General features: G+C 73.8%; 15 protein-coding genes and 2 pseudogenes. 6 read left to right on the top strand and 11 right to left on the bottom strand.

The genetic code is table 11. The annotated features are described in order from the left end of the window. Nucleotides 1-185: hypothetical protein (locus tag JNW89_RS11325; protein ID WP_238448861.1), on the bottom strand; the 185-nt coding region annotated here is incomplete at its 3' end. Nucleotides 186-335: 150 nt separating this feature from the next. On the opposite strand from JNW89_RS11325, the gene glpX reads away from it, so the two are divergent. Both glpX and JNW89_RS11315 read left to right on the top strand, forming a co-directional pair. Further along, nucleotides 336-1370, top strand: coding sequence for a class II fructose-bisphosphatase (glpX, locus tag JNW89_RS11320; RefSeq protein ID WP_088963962.1), 1035 nt, complete (start codon nucleotides 336-338; stop codon nucleotides 1368-1370). Continuing rightward, nucleotides 1367-2292, top strand: a pseudogene (locus tag JNW89_RS11315) (DMT family transporter); the annotation flags it as partial. The gene glpX and the pseudogene JNW89_RS11315, both read left to right, overlap by 4 nt. A gap of 85 nt (nucleotides 2293-2377) precedes the next feature. Here the strand turns inward: JNW89_RS11315 and JNW89_RS11310 are convergent. Next, nucleotides 2378-3295, bottom strand: a complete 918-nt coding sequence (locus tag JNW89_RS11310) for an NAD-dependent epimerase/dehydratase family protein (RefSeq protein ID WP_238448860.1) — start codon at nucleotides 3293-3295, stop codon at nucleotides 2378-2380. 141 nt (nucleotides 3296-3436) lie between these two features. Between JNW89_RS11310 and JNW89_RS11305 the strand changes: the two genes are divergently transcribed. Continuing rightward, on the top strand, nucleotides 3437-4132 hold the full coding sequence (locus JNW89_RS11305) for a TetR/AcrR family transcriptional regulator (protein WP_238448859.1): 696 nt from the start codon (nucleotides 3437-3439) through the stop codon (nucleotides 4130-4132). Between the two features lie 3 nt (nucleotides 4133-4135). Here JNW89_RS11305 and JNW89_RS11300 read toward each other — a convergent pair whose 3' ends face one another. The 7 genes from JNW89_RS11300 to JNW89_RS11270 all read right to left on the bottom strand — a co-directional run bounded on the left by JNW89_RS11300 (nucleotide 4136) and on the right by JNW89_RS11270 (nucleotide 11100). After that, nucleotides 4136-5719 carry a hypothetical protein gene (locus tag JNW89_RS11300; protein WP_238448858.1) on the bottom strand — a complete coding sequence of 528 codons (1584 nt, stop codon included), beginning with the start codon at nucleotides 5717-5719 and terminating at the stop codon, nucleotides 4136-4138. Nucleotides 5720-5777: 58 nt separating this feature from the next. Next, the gene (locus tag JNW89_RS11295) at nucleotides 5778-6746 is read right to left on the bottom strand and encodes an NAD(P)/FAD-dependent oxidoreductase (RefSeq protein ID WP_238448857.1); all 969 of its coding nucleotides are present in this window, start codon (nucleotides 6744-6746) and stop codon (nucleotides 5778-5780) included. A 118-nt stretch (nucleotides 6747-6864) separates the two neighbouring features. Beyond that, a complete protein-coding gene (locus tag JNW89_RS11290; protein WP_238448856.1) occupies nucleotides 6865-7518 on the bottom strand; it encodes a rhomboid family intramembrane serine protease in 654 nt (217 codons plus the stop codon). Nucleotides 7519-7631: 113 nt separating this feature from the next. Continuing rightward, entirely contained in the window at nucleotides 7632-8321 is a 690-nt protein-coding gene (locus JNW89_RS11285; RefSeq protein WP_238448855.1) for a lytic transglycosylase domain-containing protein, read from the bottom strand. A gap of 286 nt (nucleotides 8322-8607) precedes the next feature. Beyond that, a complete protein-coding gene (locus JNW89_RS11280; protein WP_238448854.1) occupies nucleotides 8608-10023 on the bottom strand; it encodes a PhoH family protein in 1416 nt (471 codons plus the stop codon). Between the two features lie 347 nt (nucleotides 10024-10370). Further along, on the bottom strand, nucleotides 10371-10724 hold the full coding sequence (locus tag JNW89_RS11275) for a hypothetical protein (protein WP_238448853.1): 354 nt from the start codon (nucleotides 10722-10724) through the stop codon (nucleotides 10371-10373). 31 nt (nucleotides 10725-10755) lie between these two features. Then, nucleotides 10756-11100, bottom strand: a complete 345-nt coding sequence (locus JNW89_RS11270; protein ID WP_238448852.1) for a hypothetical protein — start codon at nucleotides 11098-11100, stop codon at nucleotides 10756-10758. 264 nt (nucleotides 11101-11364) lie between these two features. On the opposite strand from JNW89_RS11270, the gene JNW89_RS11265 reads away from it, so the two are divergent. From JNW89_RS11265 to otsB, 3 genes are all read left to right on the top strand, one after another. Then, nucleotides 11365-11805, top strand: a complete 441-nt coding sequence (locus JNW89_RS11265) for a helix-turn-helix transcriptional regulator (protein ID WP_238448851.1) — start codon at nucleotides 11365-11367, stop codon at nucleotides 11803-11805. 162 nt (nucleotides 11806-11967) lie between these two features. Next, nucleotides 11968-12321 (top strand): hypothetical protein, encoded by a 354-nt coding sequence (locus tag JNW89_RS11260; protein WP_238448850.1) that lies wholly within the window; start codon nucleotides 11968-11970, stop codon nucleotides 12319-12321. Between the two features lie 92 nt (nucleotides 12322-12413). After that, nucleotides 12414-13238, top strand: coding sequence for a trehalose-phosphatase (gene otsB, locus JNW89_RS11255; RefSeq protein ID WP_238448849.1), 825 nt, complete (start codon nucleotides 12414-12416; stop codon nucleotides 13236-13238). Nucleotides 13239-13270: 32 nt separating this feature from the next. Here the strand turns inward: otsB and JNW89_RS11250 are convergent, their stop codons facing one another. Both JNW89_RS11250 and JNW89_RS11245 read right to left on the bottom strand, forming a co-directional pair. Then, nucleotides 13271-14041 (bottom strand): isoprenyl transferase, encoded by a 771-nt coding sequence (locus JNW89_RS11250; protein WP_154939557.1) that lies wholly within the window; start codon nucleotides 14039-14041, stop codon nucleotides 13271-13273. A gap of 46 nt (nucleotides 14042-14087) precedes the next feature. Next, nucleotides 14088-14865: pseudogene (locus JNW89_RS11245) on the bottom strand (geranylgeranyl reductase); the annotation flags it as partial.

Raw genomic sequence — 14865 nt, 5'->3', positions numbered from 1 at the left:
GTCGGCTCAACCAGCGCCGCCTCGGTGCCGGCCTCGGCCGCCGAGCCGCCGCCGGCCGGTCCCTTCGACGGGCCGTCCCCGGCCATCGCGTCGGTCGCCCCGGTCGGGGCACGGCGGCTGGCCGTCGGGCGGGGTCTGGTCGGCGGGTACGCGCTCGGCAGGCTGTGCGGGGTCCACCCGTCCATTCTCGCAGCCGCGCGGGTGACCGATCCCGCCCACCACCGCCCCGCCCCGGCCCCGGACCTGTCATCGTGTGAGGATCAGCGACAAAGCCGGCAGCGGCGACCGCAGCACCCTGCCGGTCCACCCCGCAACGTCGCGAGGAGGAAGCCGTCATGACGACGAACACCAGGACGCGGATCCCCCAGGATCTCGACCGCAACCTTGCCCTCGACCTGGTCCGGGTCACCGAGGCAGCGGCGATGGCCGCCGGCCGGTGGGTCGGCCGGGGCGACAAGGAGGGCGGCGACGGGGCAGCCGTCGACGCGATGCGCAAGCTGATCAACTCGATCCCGATGCGCGGGGTGGTGGTGATCGGCGAGGGCGAGAAGGACAACGCGCCGATGCTCTTCAACGGCGAAGAGGTGGGTGACGGCACCGGTCCCGAGGTGGACGTCGCGGTGGACCCGGTCGACGGCACCACGCTGATGAGCAAGGGCATGCCGAACGCGCTGGCCGTGCTCGCGGTCTCCGAGCGCGGCGCGATGTTCGACCCGAGCGCGGTCTTCTACATGGAGAAGCTCGCCGTCGGTCCGATGTACGCCGACGTGGTGGACATCAACGCCGGGGTGGCCGACAACCTGCGCCGGATCGCCAAGGTCAAGGGCACCGACGTCTCCGAGGTGACGGTCTGCGTGCTGGACCGCTCCCGCCACGACGACCTGGTCAAGCAGATCCGGCGTACCGGAGCGGGCATCCGGTTCATCTCCGACGGCGACATCGCGGGCTCGATCGCGGCCGCCCGGGGCGAGTCCGACGTCGACGTGCTGATGGGCATCGGCGGCACCCCGGAGGGGATCATCTCGGCCTGCGCGCTCAAGTGCATGGGCGGGGCGATGCAGGCCAAGCTCTGGCCGCGCGACGCCGAGGAGCGGGAGAAGGCGCTGGCCGCCGGGCACGACCTGGACCGGGTGCTCAGCACCGACGACCTGGTCACCGGCGACAACTGCTTCTTCGTGGCCACCGGCGTCACCTCCGGTGACCTGCTGCGCGGCGTGCGCTACCGGGCGGGCGGGGCGTACACCCAGTCGATCGTGATGCGCTCGAAGAGCGGCACGATCCGGGTGATCGACTCGTACCACCGGCTGGAGAAGCTGGCCCTCTACTCGGCGGTCGACTTCGACGGCCGGCCGCTGGCCGAGCAGGAGTGAGCGCGACCGGGACGGCGGTCCGTCCGACCGTCCCGGCGTCCCGGCGGATCGTCGCGACCGGGTTGGCGACCGCCTCGGGCCTCGCCGTGGCCGTGCAGTCCCGGATCAACGGCGAACTGGGCGTACGCCTGGCCGACGGGATCGCCGCCGCGGTGGTCTCGTTCGGGCTGGGCCTGCTGGTGCTGCTGGTGCTGGTCCCCGCCACCCCGGATGGGCGGCGGGGACTGCGCGACCTGCGCGCGGCGCTGCGGGACGGTTCGCTGCGCCCGTGGCAGTGCCTGGGCGGGTTGTGCGGGGCGTTCCTGGTCGCCACCCAGGGGCTCACCATCGGCACGCTCGGGGTGGCCGTCTTCACGGTGGCGGTGGTCGGCGGCCAGTCCGCGAGCAGTCTGGCGGTGGACCGGGCCGGGGTGGGCCGACCGGCCGGCAGCCGGTGACGCCGAGCCGGCTGGCCGGTGCGGCGCTGACCGTGCTCGCCGTCCTGCTGGCGGTGGGCGACCGGCTGGGCGACCCGGGAGCCCTGGCGCTGGCCCTGCTGCCGCTGCTGGCCGGGATCGGCATCGCCTGGCAGCAGGCGGTCAACGGTCGGGTCCGGGTCGCCTCGGGCAGCGCGTTGGCGGCCACGTTGGTCAACTTCACCGTCGGCACGGCCGCCCTGCTGGTCACCTTCGCCGTCGACGGCGCGGTCCGGGGCTGGCCGACCGGCGCCCTGCCCGCCGAGCCGTGGCTCTACCTGGGTGGGCCGATCGGCATCGTGTTCATCGCGATCGCGGCGGCGATCGTTCGCTTCACCGGGGTGCTGCTGCTCGGGCTGGCCACCATCGCGGGGCAGATCGTCGGGGCCGTACTGCTGGACCTGGTCCTGCCGACCGCGGCCTCGCACCCGGGGCCGACGACGCTGGCGGGCGCCGTGCTGACCCTGGGTGGCGGGTGCTGGTCGCCGGCGCTCGGGCCCGGCGCCGCGCCGCTGAGCCCGGGGCCGGGGCTCAGCGGCGAGTGCCGGCGGGTCAGCGGCGCAGGGCCGCGACCGTCTCCTTCAGCGCGCGGTCCAGCGGCGTCGCCTCGACGCCGAGGGTGGCGGTGGCGGCGGAGGAGTCCATCAGGAACGGCCGGTCGAACTGGTAGGCGGTCTCGCGCAGCTCCCGCGCGAACGGGTTGGCCAGGCCGCCGAGCCAGAGCACCGGGTAGGGCATCCGGGTCAGCTTCGGCGCGGGCGCGCCGACCAGCGCCGCCGCGCGGGTGGCCAGCTCCCGCATGCCGGCGGCGGGCGCGCTGGGCACGTGCCAGGCCCGACCCCAGGCCCGCGCGTCGGCGGCGGCGGCGACGAGGGTACGGGCGACGTCCGGGATGTACGTCCAGGTGTGCGGGGCGTCCCAGTCGACCGGGAGGAAGACCCGCCGCCCGTCGAGCACCCGGGGCAGCACCAGCATTGCCAGGGACGTGCCGTCCGCGCCGACATAGTCGGAGCCGCGTACCTCGGTGACCCGCGCCCGCCCGGCCCGGTGCGCGGCGAGCGCGTCGGTCCACATCCGGTTGCGCACCCGACCCTTGGTGCCGGTGGCCGCGAGCGGGGTCTGCTCGGTCATCGGGCCGTCGACCGGCCCGTACCCGTAGAGGTTGCCGACCGTGGCGAGCACGGCGCCGGTCCGCTCGGCGGCGGTGAGCAGCGCGCCGGCCAGCGGCGGCCAGTCGGTCGGCCACCGGTGGTACGCCGGGTTCGCGCAGTTGTACAGCGCGTCCGCGCCCTCGGTCAGCGCGGTGAGCCGGTCGGCGTCGGCGGCGTCGGCGGCGACCCGCTCGACGGCGGGGTGCTCCGGCCCGCTGCCCCGGCGGGTCACCACCCGGACGCGCTCCCCCCGCTCGGCGAGGAGACGGGCGGTGGCGGTGCCGACCGGACCGGAGCCGACGATCACGTGCAGCGACATGGGAACGCCTTTCGAAGCGGGGATACGAACCGAGAGCACCGCTCTCACTTGCCGACACCAGCATGACCGCCCGCCCACCGCCTCGTCAAGAGCAGTGCTCTCTTTTTTGATTGCCGCTCCGATCCGTGGCAGAGTGGGCCCATGCCCGCTTCCTCGATCCGCGCCCGGGTCCGCGCCGAGATGCTCGACGAGATCAAGGCGGTGGCCCGCCGCCACCTGGCCACCGACGGCGCCAACCTCTCGCTGCGGGCGGTCGCCCGGGACATGGGGATGGTCTCCTCCGCCATCTACCGCTACTTCCCGAGCCGCGACGACCTGCTCACCGCGCTGATCCTGGAGGCGTACGACGCGCTCGGCGACGCGGTGGAGTCGGCCGACGCCGGCGCCGACCGGCGGGACCTGCGTGGCCGCTGGCACGCGGTGTGCCGTGCCGCCCGGGACTGGGCGCTCGCCCATCCCGCCGAGTACGCCCTGCTCTACGGCAGCCCGGTGCCCGGGTACGCCGCCCCCGACGACACCGTCCTGCCGGCCCAGCGCCCGCCGGTGACCCTGGTCGGCATCCTGCGCGACGGGCTGATCGACGGACGGCTGGCCGCCCCCGACGACGAGCTGCCCGAACCGGTCCGCGCCGACCTGGCCGAGATCGCCGCCGGGCTCTTCCCCGACCTGCCGGAGTCGCTGCTGGCCCGGGGCATGGCCGGCTGGACGCAGCTGTTCGGCCTGATCAGCTTCGAGCTGTTCGGCCGGCTCAACCGGGCGGTGCCGCACCGGGACGCGTACTTCGACCACCAGACCGGGCTGATGGCCGACCTCATCGGCCTGCCCCGGGAGGGTTGACGGTCAGCCTTGCGGGCCGACCGGGGGCACGGCGGGCCACGGGGGGTCCGCCGGTCTTTCCGCCTGCCGCCCCACCAGTCGGCCGGCGTACCGGGCGAGCAGCAGACCGGGCACGGCCGCCGCCAGCACCGCCAGCATGCCGGACCGGTCGGCGTCGGATTCGCCGGTCAGCCACGCGTACAGCGCCGCACCGACCAGCACGGTGGTCACCAGCAGGGCGGCGAGCACCTCGATCGTCCAGCGGACCGGCACCTTCAACGACCACAACGTGGCGAGCGCGGCGACCGCCCCGATCCCGGCCACCGCCACCGCCAGGAGACTGGACAGCGGGAACCCGGTCCCCGCGTCGGCCATGGTCGACGCGGCGGTGAGGTCGGGCAGCAGCGCCACCCCGGCCAGGAACGCCGGGCCGGAGAGTGCCAGCGGCCACCAGAGCCCCAGGCCCGCCCGCCGGCCGCCACTGGCTCCCGCGACGATGAGCACGATGCCGGCCAGGGTCGGCACCACGACGACCGCTCGCATCAGCTCGATGCCGGAGTTCGGGTCCTTCCCCAGCGGACGGGCGGCCGTCCCGTCGGGCCAGCCGGTCCGCTCCCACCGACCGTCGGTGTGCCGGAGGAGGAAGCCGTCTCCCGCGTTGGCCACCAGGACCCGGTGCCCGCCGGTCGGCGCGTCCCACACCGCCAGGTCCCGCCCTTCGAAGCGGGGACGCGGCACGTTCCGTCTCCGTTCCCACCTGTCCAGCAGGTCACGGTCCCGGTCGCTGACCTCCCAGTCGGTGCGCCAGGTGCGACCCGCGTCGTCGCTGGCCTGCACCGCGAGCCGCCCGGCCACCAGCCGGTAGCAACGGTTCGGGACGGCCGGCACGCAGGCGGAACGGGCCGGCTCACCGGGCGCCGCCGTGATCCGCCGGGTCTGTTCCTCCTCGACCGCCGCCACCGTCCAGCCGGTGACGCCGTCGGGGCTGCGCCACCAGCGCAGCACGCGGTCCTCGATGCCACGGTCCTCTCCGGCGTGGACCACTCCCCGGTCGGTCACCACGACCCGGGCCGCCTCCCGCTCCGGCGTCCCGTCGGGCGCGCTCGTCGCGGCCACCGCCAGCACCGCCGCCGGCAGCAGGACCACCAGCCGGACCAGGCGGGCGGCGTGGCGCCCCACCGGCCTCCGGCGCGCCCGCGTCCAGCTCCACCAGGCCAGCGTCAACGCCGGCAGGGCGAGCAGGTCGGTGACGTCGGCCCGGACCACGGACGGGCCGGCGAGCGCGCTCCACGCACCCGATGCCAGCTGCGCCGCGTACCCGCTGATCTTGACGATGGTGAAGCCCGCGCCGACGGTGACCAGCCCGACCACGACGGTGGCCCGGACGGGCAGCCGGGGTGCGGCCAGGGCGAGCAGCACCGCGACCAGCGGCGGGGCGAGCAGCAGGCCCGCGACATCGCTGACCTTGCCGGTGACCGGACCGGGGAACGCGGCCTTGAGCACGTGGTCGTTGACCACCAGGGCAGCCAGGCCGAGCAGGGTGACCGGATGCGCGAGCCAGGCCAGCGCGGCGGGCGCGCCGTCGTGGGCGGAACCGCTGTCGCTCATCGGCCCACCGTGGCAGCGCCGGATCTCGAACCGGCCACGCTCCGGTGTGGATCGATGATCAGCCGGCGTCGGAGGAGTGGCCGGGGAAGAGGTGGGCGCTCGGGTCGATGGCGACGGCGGCGTTGTTGACCGCGGTGGCCGCCTCGCCGAAGCCGGTGGCGATCAGCCGCACCTTGCCCGGGTATTCGGTGATGTCCCCGGCCGCGAAGACGCGCGGCAGGTTGGTCGCCATCGCGCTGTCCACCACGATGTGCCGGCGGTCCAGCCGCAGCCCCCACTCGGCCAGCGGTCCCAGGTCGGCGGTGAAGCCCAGTGCCGCCACCACCGTGTCGACCGGCAGCGTCTCCGCGTCACCGCCGCGCACGGTGATCTCGGCCGCGGTCACCGTCGCGTCCCCGTGCAGCCCGGTCAGCTCGGCGTTGACGATCACCCGCACTGGCAGGGCCAGCACCCGGGACACGGTCGACGCGTGCGCCCGGAACTTCTCCCGCCGGTGCACCAGCGTCACCGAGCGGGCCAGCGGTTGCAGGGTCAACGCCCAGTCGAAGGCCGAGTCCCCGCCGCCGACGATCAGCACGTCCCGGTCGGCCAGCGCCGTGGGCTCGGGTACGAAGTAGACGATCCCGCCGCCCACGAAGCTCTCCGCCACCGGCAGCGGGCGCGGGGTGAAACTGCCCAGTCCACCGGTGATCACCACCGCGCCGCACCGCAGCTGGTCACCGCCGGCGAGCCCGAGCACCGGCTGGCCGTCGACGTGGGCGAGCTTCTCCGCCCGGGTGCCGAGCAGGTATTCCGGGTGGAACGGCGCGGCCTGGGCGACCAGGTTCGCCACCAGGTCCCGTCCCTTGACGGCGGGGAAGCCGGCGACGTCCAGGATCAGTTTCTCCGGGTACATCGCGGTGATCTGCCCGCCCGGCTCGGGCAGCGCGTCGACGACCGCCACGGACAGCCCGCGGAACCCGGCGTAGTACGCGGCGAACAGGCCCGTCGGGCCGGCCCCGATCACCGCGACATCGACCTCGCGCATGGGCGTACCGTCGCTTTCCGCTGGCGGATCAACGCGTGCTGATGCCGACGGTAAGCCCGCCGCCCCGGCCGGGCAAGCATGTCCCGATCTCCGGCGGCGCGGCGGCGGGTCGCCCGGCTCAGGGCATGGTGAGGGTCGACTCCGAGTGGTACGGCCCGCCCGACTCGGGCCGGCGGCGCCGGAACAGGATCGCCGCGACCACCCCGCCGAGCAGCCCGAACAGGTGCCCCTGCCAGGAGATCCGCTCGTCGGTGGGGAGGATGCCGAGCAGCTGCCAGCCGTAGAGCAGCCCGACCAGCAGCACCACCGCCAGGTTCCACCAGCTGCGCTCCACCAGGCCCCGGGTGAGCAGGATGCCGAGGTAGCCGAAGATCACCCCGCTGGCGCCGACGACCACCGAGTTGGGCGCGCCGGTGAACCAGACGCCGAGCCCGCTGACCAGCACGATGATCAGGGTGGACCAGAGGAAGCGCCGGGTGCCGGCGGCGAGCACGAAGGTGCCGAGCAGGATCAGCGGGATGCTGTTGCTGTAGAGGTGCTCGAAGCCGTGGTGCAGGAACGGCGAGAAGAAGACCCCGTCCAGGCCCTGGATGCGGTGCGGGATGATTCCCGCCGCCACGTCGAGGCCGAAGTCGAGCCCCTGGTCGAGGGCCTCGATGAGGAAGAGGAACGGCACGACCGCGCACATGGCGACGAAGGCCCGGCCGAGGGCGGCGTAGAACGCGTCGGTGCCGAACCGGGCCGGGTCGCCGCCCGGAGGGTGCAGGGTCACCCTGACAGGGGTATCAGCATTCGTGGCCGACCGCCACCTGGGCGGCCCGCCGGCCGGAGCACGACGAGGGCGGGGCGGGTGGTCGCCACCCGCCCCGCCCTCGTTCGCCACGATCAGTACCAGCCGACGCTCTGGCTGTGCGCCCAGGCGCCGCACGGGTCGTCGTACCGGCCCTCGATGTAGCCCAGGCCCCACTTGATCTGGGTGGCCGGGTTGGTCCGCCAGTCGTCGGCGACCGTGCCCATCTTGCTGCCCGGCAGGGCCTGCGGGATGCCGTACGCCCCGGAGGAGGGGTTGCTGGCCTTGTGGTTCCAGCCGCTCTCCTTGGTCCAGAGCTTGTCCAGGCAGGGCATCTGGTCGATCTTGAAGCCGGCGTCGAGCAGCAGCGCGCAGCCGATCTCGCGGTTGCCGCTGTACTCGTTGCAGGACGCGGGGATCGGCCCGGTGAACGGCTGGGTCTTGGCCTCGGCCTCCTTGGCCGCCGCCTCCCGCGCCTTCTTCCGGGACGCCGCGGCGGCCTCGGCCTCGCGGGCCCGCTCGGCGGCCTCCTTGGCGGCCGCGGCGGCCCGCAGCTTCGCCTGGTACTCGGCGGCCCGCTGCTTGGCGGAGCCGCGCTGGTGGTCGGCCTGCCGCTCGCGCTGGTAGTCGTACTCGGCCTGGTCGACCTGGCGGCCGACCTGCGCGGTCAGGCCCTGTTGCTGGGTTTCCCGGTCTTCGCCCAGATAGAAGCCGCCGGCAACGCCCACGGAGAGCAGTGCGACAGCGGCCGTACGGGCGCCGAACCGGCTCCACAGCCGACTCACGAAGTGGTCCCTTCGTCGGGGGCAAGGACGCGGCGCGGGCCGGCCGTCTCCGGACGCGGTCGTGCCGCGAGCGCCCCGACCGGAGCCGGTCGCATCCGACGCACCGACCCTCGCCGGGGCTCGTCCGGGGGTGGGACGAACGATACTCAGCGATCTTGTCGGGGCGCGGGCGCTCGTTGGACACCATCGCGCACAGTGAGACTGATGGGAAACCAAGAGACCCATTTGTGACCTGCGCCACAAAATGAATGTGGACGAAAGTGGGCGCCACGGACGCCCGAGGCGACTACTGCGGGATGTCCTCCAGCAGATCAGTCACCATCGCGGCGATCGGCGACCGCTCCGAACGGCTCAGCGTGACGTGCGCGAAGAGCGGGTGCCCCTTCAGCGCCTCGATCACCGCCGTCACGCCGTCGTGCCGGCCCACCCGCAGGTTGTCCCGCTGGGCGACGTCGTGGGTGAGCACCACCCGGGACCCCTGACCGATCCGGGACAGCACGGTGAGCAGCACCCCTCGCTCCAGCGACTGCGCCTCGTCGACGATCACGAAGGCGTCGTGCAGGCTCCGGCCCCGGATGTGGGTCAGCGGCAGGACCTCCAGGATCCCCCGCGAGGTGACCTCCTCCAGCACGTTCTCGTGCACCACCGCGCCGAGGGTGTCGAAGACCGCCTGCGCCCAGGGCGACATCTTCTCCGACTCCGAGCCGGGCAGGTAGCCCAGCTCCTGGCCGCCGACGGCGTACAGCGGGCGGAAGACGATCACCTTCTTGTGCCGGCGGCGTTCCATCACCGCCTCCAGGCCGGCGCAGAGCGCCAACGCGGACTTGCCGGTGCCGGCCCGCCCGCCCATCGAGAGGATGCCGATCGACTCGTCCAGCAGCAGGTCCAGCGCGACGCGCTGCTCGGCCGAGCGACCGTGCAGGCCGAACGCCTCCCGGTCGCCCCGCACCAGCCGGACGGTCTTGTCGGGCAGCACCCGGCCCAGGGCCGAGCCGCGGGCGGAGTGCAACACCAGGCCGGTGTGGCAGGGCAGGCCCGCCGCGGCGTCCAGGTCGAGGGTCTCGCCGGCGTAGAGCCGGCCGATCTCCTCCTCGCCCAGCTCCAGCTCGGCCATGCCCGTCCAGGTGGGGTCGCTGGCCTGGCCGTGCCGGTACTCGTCAGCCCGCAGCCCGACCGAGGCGGCCTTGACCCGCAGCGGCATGTCCTTGCTGACCAGGGTCACCTCCCGGCCCTCGGCGGCCAGGTTCAACGCCACGGAGAGGATCCGGGCGTCGTTGGACTCGTTGCGGAAGCCTGGCGGCAGCACGCCGTCGTCCGAGTGGTTGAGCTCCACCCGCAGCGTGCCGCCGGCGTCGTTGGCGGGCACCGGGCGGTCCAGCCGCCCGTGCCGCACCCGCAGCTCGTCCAGCATGCGCAGGGACTGCCGGGCGAACCAGCCCAGCTCGGGGTGGTGGCGCTTGCCCTCCAGTTCGGAGATGACCACCAGGGGCAGGACCACCTCGTGCTCGGCGAAGCGGTGGAACGCCGCCGGGTCGGACAGGAGCACCGAGGTGTCCAGGACGAAGGCCTGGCCGGCTGGTCGGGGCTCCTCGGTGCCGGCCGGGGCGGCGGCCGTCGTACGGCGGCTCCGGGTGGCTCGGCGGGTCGTGGCAGTCGCGGCCGGGGTCTGGTCGGCACCGGCGGGCGTACGGCGAGTCGTCACAGGCCTGCTCCGACGGATGGGCACCCGCCACCCGTGTTCCGCCTCCTCCGGTGCCCGGGGACACGGGGTCGGATGCGGAACCCCGTGCGCGAGGTCGCAGTTCCGGGCGGACCGGCTGGCCCGGGAGAACCCCGTGCCATGCCTAGACGCTAGCGGCGCCGGGCCACCTCGGCTAGTGGTGGCGGTGGATCTCCCTCGACCGGGACGTGAACGCGGCGGCGGACCGGCCGGGATGCATGCCCCCTGCGCGCATCCCGGCCGGTGGGGCCACCGTCACCGGTCTGACGTGGCCCCGACGGTGCGTGCCCGCCGCGGACGACGCACCGCGTCGGTGCCGGCGTGGGTCGTCAGCCCTGCCGCCGGACGAGGGTCCCGGTCGGGTGCCGGCCGGTGACCGGCGGGACCGGGGCGGTGAACGAGGAGCCGGTGTACGTGGTGCCCTGGCGGGCGACCGCGGTGGTGGTGACCGTCGCGGTGGTCACCACGGGTGGCCCGCTCGTCGGCCCGGCCAGGGCCGAGGCGATCGCGGCCTGGGCGTCGCGGCGTCGCCGGTTCCACGCCCCCCGGTCGCCGTCGAAGTAACCCTGCCGGTAGCCGAAGCGATAGCCGATCCGGTAGCTGAGCTGGCCGTGCAGCCGGCCCGCCGCGTAACTGGTGGCACCGAGGACGAGGACGAGGAAGACCGCGAGAAACGGGCTCATCCGGCGGCTCCGCCGCGCCGCGCCGGCCCGGTCACCGGTCCTCCGGCTCGATCGTGGTGGGGTCGACGACCAGGAGCCGCTCCAGGTCGTCGGTGCTGACCTCCTCCACCAGCTCGACGCTGATCCGGCACCCGTCCAGGACGATCTCGGCGACCGAGGTGCGGCGGATCTCGCCGCCGGCGTCGTAGACCCGGACGCTCAGCTCCGGGCAACCGAGATGGGTACGCCAGGCGTTCCACTCGTCCCGGTCCCCCACGCTCAGGGACAGGTAGCGGCACCCTCGGGCGAGGTAGAGGCGCCAGGGCGCGCTCAGTCCCGCGGCCACCCCCTCCGCGATCAGGCCGAAGGCCTGGGAACGGGTCGCGAGCTCGGTCACCGCACCCCCCTCGCGCTCGGGGCGTGACGCATGTGAGCACTAATCGTCTCATGCACGTGACACACCGTAGATTGTCCCACGAGCGTGACAGTATCAGCTTTTCGTCCGGTTACCGCCGCACCTAAGTCCTTCTATTCTGCCCAGGTGACACCCCTCGGAAAGGCCCCTGGATCGTTAACACGCGCCCGGAGAGAGTCGTCCCGTTCGCGTGACACCCGTACGCACGGACTCCCCACCACGGCCGTCCGGCCGTACCGTCACGGGGTGACCGAGACCGCCCCCGCCCGGAAGATCGCCTTCGCCAGTTTCGTCCGCCGGGCGCTCGACGACGCCCGGGCGATGCGGGCCTGGACGGGCACCGAGGTCTCCCGCCGCACCGGCGTCTCCCGGCAGACCATCAACCGGTGGGTCCGCGGTGACTGGGCCAGCGACCCGGAGGTGGAGCGGGTGGTCGCCTTCTGCGAGGGGCTGGGGCTCAACCCCGCCGCCGCCTTCGCCGCGCTCGGCTGGGACCGGGCCGCCGCGCCCCGCGCCGCGGCGACGCCGCCCCCGATGGACCCGGACGTGGAGGCCCTGCTGCGCCGGCTGGTCGATCCCGCCGTCTCGGAAGCGGAGAAGTTCCACATTCGAGAAACCATTCGTTATCTCGCTTATCGCCCGACTCTGCCGGCCGACGTCCGAAAACGAGACGAACAGGCCGGCTAGTTCCTCAGATGGCGAAAGAACGCCTGGTCAGACCTCTTCGTTTCGCTACGGGCCAGGAACGGGCGCGCTAGCGTCCCTATTCGTACTGCTTGGGCTCGTCGTCGGCGGGGGGACGGGACAAGGCCGAACCCAGCCCTGCGGGACAGAAGGAGGGGTCTGTCCATGACCCTGAAATGGTGGGCAGTCGTGGTCGCGGCGGTGTCGGTGACATCGTTCGTGACCGCAAACGTCGCGATAGTCGCGGTCGAGGGCGAGCAGATGCCACTGGTCGTCAACGTCTTCGCGCTCACCACGGCCGGCACCGCGGTGGTGCTGGCCGTGGTCGCCGAGCTGCACGAGCGGCTCAACGACCGGGTCAGCGCACTGACCGAGTTCCTGGTCGCCCGGCTCAACGAGATCGAGTCGCAGGCCGGCGACCGGAACACCGGATTCGTCGAGGGTTACCTGCTCAGCCACGGCCAGGAGGCCGACGTGGTGCCGTTCGGGCGCCCACGCCGGGGAGCCGCCGAACGCTGACCGACCACCCGGAAATCGCCCACCGCCGGAGGCGAGAAGGCGTCATCTCGCGGCCACGAATGAGCCGCCGCCGCCGGGGTACGCTGTCGCGCGTGCCGCCGTTGAATCTGGGCAACCAGCAGCCGAAGACTCCGTTGGACGCCGAGCACGCCTGGCGGGCCACCGCCGCGCGGGCGGCCCACACGGTGCTCTTCTTCGACTTCGACGGCACCTTGGCGCCGGTCGACGACGACCCCACCGCCGTGCAGCCCGCGCCCAAGGTGCTCGCCGCACTGGAGGCGCTCGCCCCGGTGGTGCAGCGGGTGGCGATCGTCTCCGCCCGCCCGGTCGACTTCCTCCGCGACCACCTCGGTGGCCTCGCCGGCGTCGACCTCTACGGCCTGTACGGGCTGGAGCACAGCCACTCCGGGGGCGAGACGGTGACCGAGCCGGCCGCCCTGCCCTGGGTGCCGACCATGGCCGAGCTGGCCGACCTGGCCCGGGCCGAACTGCCGGCCGGCACGCTGGTGGAGTTCAAGCGGTTGAGCGTCGCCCTGCACTGGCGTACCGCGCCGGGGCTGGGGCCGCAGGTCGAGCAGTGGGGGCGCGCGCAGGCCGAGCGGCTGGGGCTGAAGGTGCAGGCCGGCCGGATGGTGCTGGAGCTCAAGCCCCCGGTCGACCGGGACAAGGGCCTGGTCATCGGCGAGATCGTGCGCGACGCCGGTGGCGCCTGGTACTTCGGCGACGACGTCTCCGACATCAAGGCCTTCGCCGCGCTGCGGGCCCGCGCCGCCGCCGACCCGGACTTCTTCGGCGTCTGCGTGGCCGTGGCCAACCCGGAGACCGGTCACGAGGTGGCCGACGCCGCCGACCTCACCCTCGACTCCCCGGCCGCCCTCGGCGACTTCCTCACCAGGGCGCTGCCCCACCTGACCTGACCGACCGCCGCCGCGAGCGCGGGGGCGAGCCGTCAGGCGCCGAAGCGGCGCTGGCGGTTGGCGTAGGAGCGCAGGGCGCGGAGGAAGTCGACGCGACGGAAGTCGGGCCAGTTGAGTTCGCAGAAGTAGAACTCCGAGTGCGCCGACTGCCAGAGCATGAAGCCGGAGAGGCGCTGCTCCCCGCTGGTCCGGATGATCAGATCCGGGTCCGGCAGGCCCTTGGTGTAGAGGTGCTCGGAGATGTGGTCGACGTCCAGCGCGCCGGCCAGCTCCTCGATGGTGCCGCCGGTGGCGGCGTGCTCCAGCAGCAGGGAGCGCACCGCGTCGGCGATCTCGCGCCGGCCGCCGTACCCGACGGCGATGTTGACCTGGGCGCCGCCGGCGCGGTCCCGGGTGCGCTCCTCGGCGGCCTTGAGGGCCTGCGCGTGGTGCGAAGGCAGCACGTCGAGCGCGCCGACCATCCGCAGCCGCCAGGGGTTGCCCTCCTCGGCCAGCTCGGTGGTCAGGTCCTCGATGATCTGGAGCAGCGGATCCAGCTCCTCCGCCGGCCGGGAGAGGTTGTCGGTGGAGAGCAGCCAGAGCGTGACGTGGCCCACACCGGCGGCGTCGCACCAGCGCAGCAGCTCCTTGATCCGCTCGGCGCCCATCCGGTGCCCGTCGTTGGGGTCGACGAAGCCCATCTCCCGCGCCCACCTGCGGTTGCCGTCACACATGACGCCGACGTGCCGGGGCACCGGCTTGCCCGCGAGCGACGCCGTCAGCCGGCGCTCGTAAACGGAGTAGAGGAGGTTCCGCAGAGTCATCACCTTGCAGGGTAGCGACCCGCCCGGCCGATGGTGACCTCGGAGGTTAACTACGCGCCGAGAGACCGATGCCGATCATGGCGAGAGTACGCGCGTCCAGCCGGCCGTCACCGAGCCCCAACTCGACGACGCTGCGGTAGACCCGGTCGTCGCGGCGGGCCGCCCGGACGGCGGCGTCGACCACCCGCCGGTGCCGGGCCAGCCAGGCGGCGACCGAGCTGTGCCGCAGGTGGGTACCGAGCCGCCGGCGCAGCGCCTGGGCGTACCGGTCGGCCGCCCGGTCCGGTGCCGCCGCGGCAGCCGCACCGGCCAGCGCCCCGGAGAGCAGCGCGTAGAAGATCCCCTCGCCGGTGAACGGGTTGATCAGGGAGAGCGCGTCACCGGCCAGCACCACCCGACCCCGGCCGGCGACGGCCGGTGCGTCGACAGCGGCAGGTGGTGGGCGCGCAGCCCGGTGACCGTGGCCGGATCGGTCGCCGGCAGCAACGCGGCGAGCCGGTCCAGCAGGTGCGCGCGGCTCAGCGGCCCGCCCCGCAGCACCTCCCCGTACCCGACGTTCGCGCGACCGTCGCCGATCGGGAAGGACCAGGCGTACGCCGGCCAGCGCGGCCCCGAGGTGACGATGAACTGTTCGGGCGGGCCGGGCAGCGCCGGGGCGTACCCCCGGATGGCGAGCGCGAGGTGGCGGTCCGGGTTCGGCGGGTGGCCGAGCGCGCGGCGGACGATCGACCCGGGCCCCGTCCGCGCCGACCACCGCCCGCGCGGCCAGTTCCCCGTCCAGCACCACCCGGTCGTCGCGCGGCTCGACCCGGCGGACCGTGTGC

The sequence above is a fragment of the Micromonospora sp. 4G55 genome, from assembly GCF_016803375.1.
The sequence above is the reverse complement of the archived record's forward strand: the minus strand, read 5'-3'. Positions and strand labels throughout refer to the sequence as shown.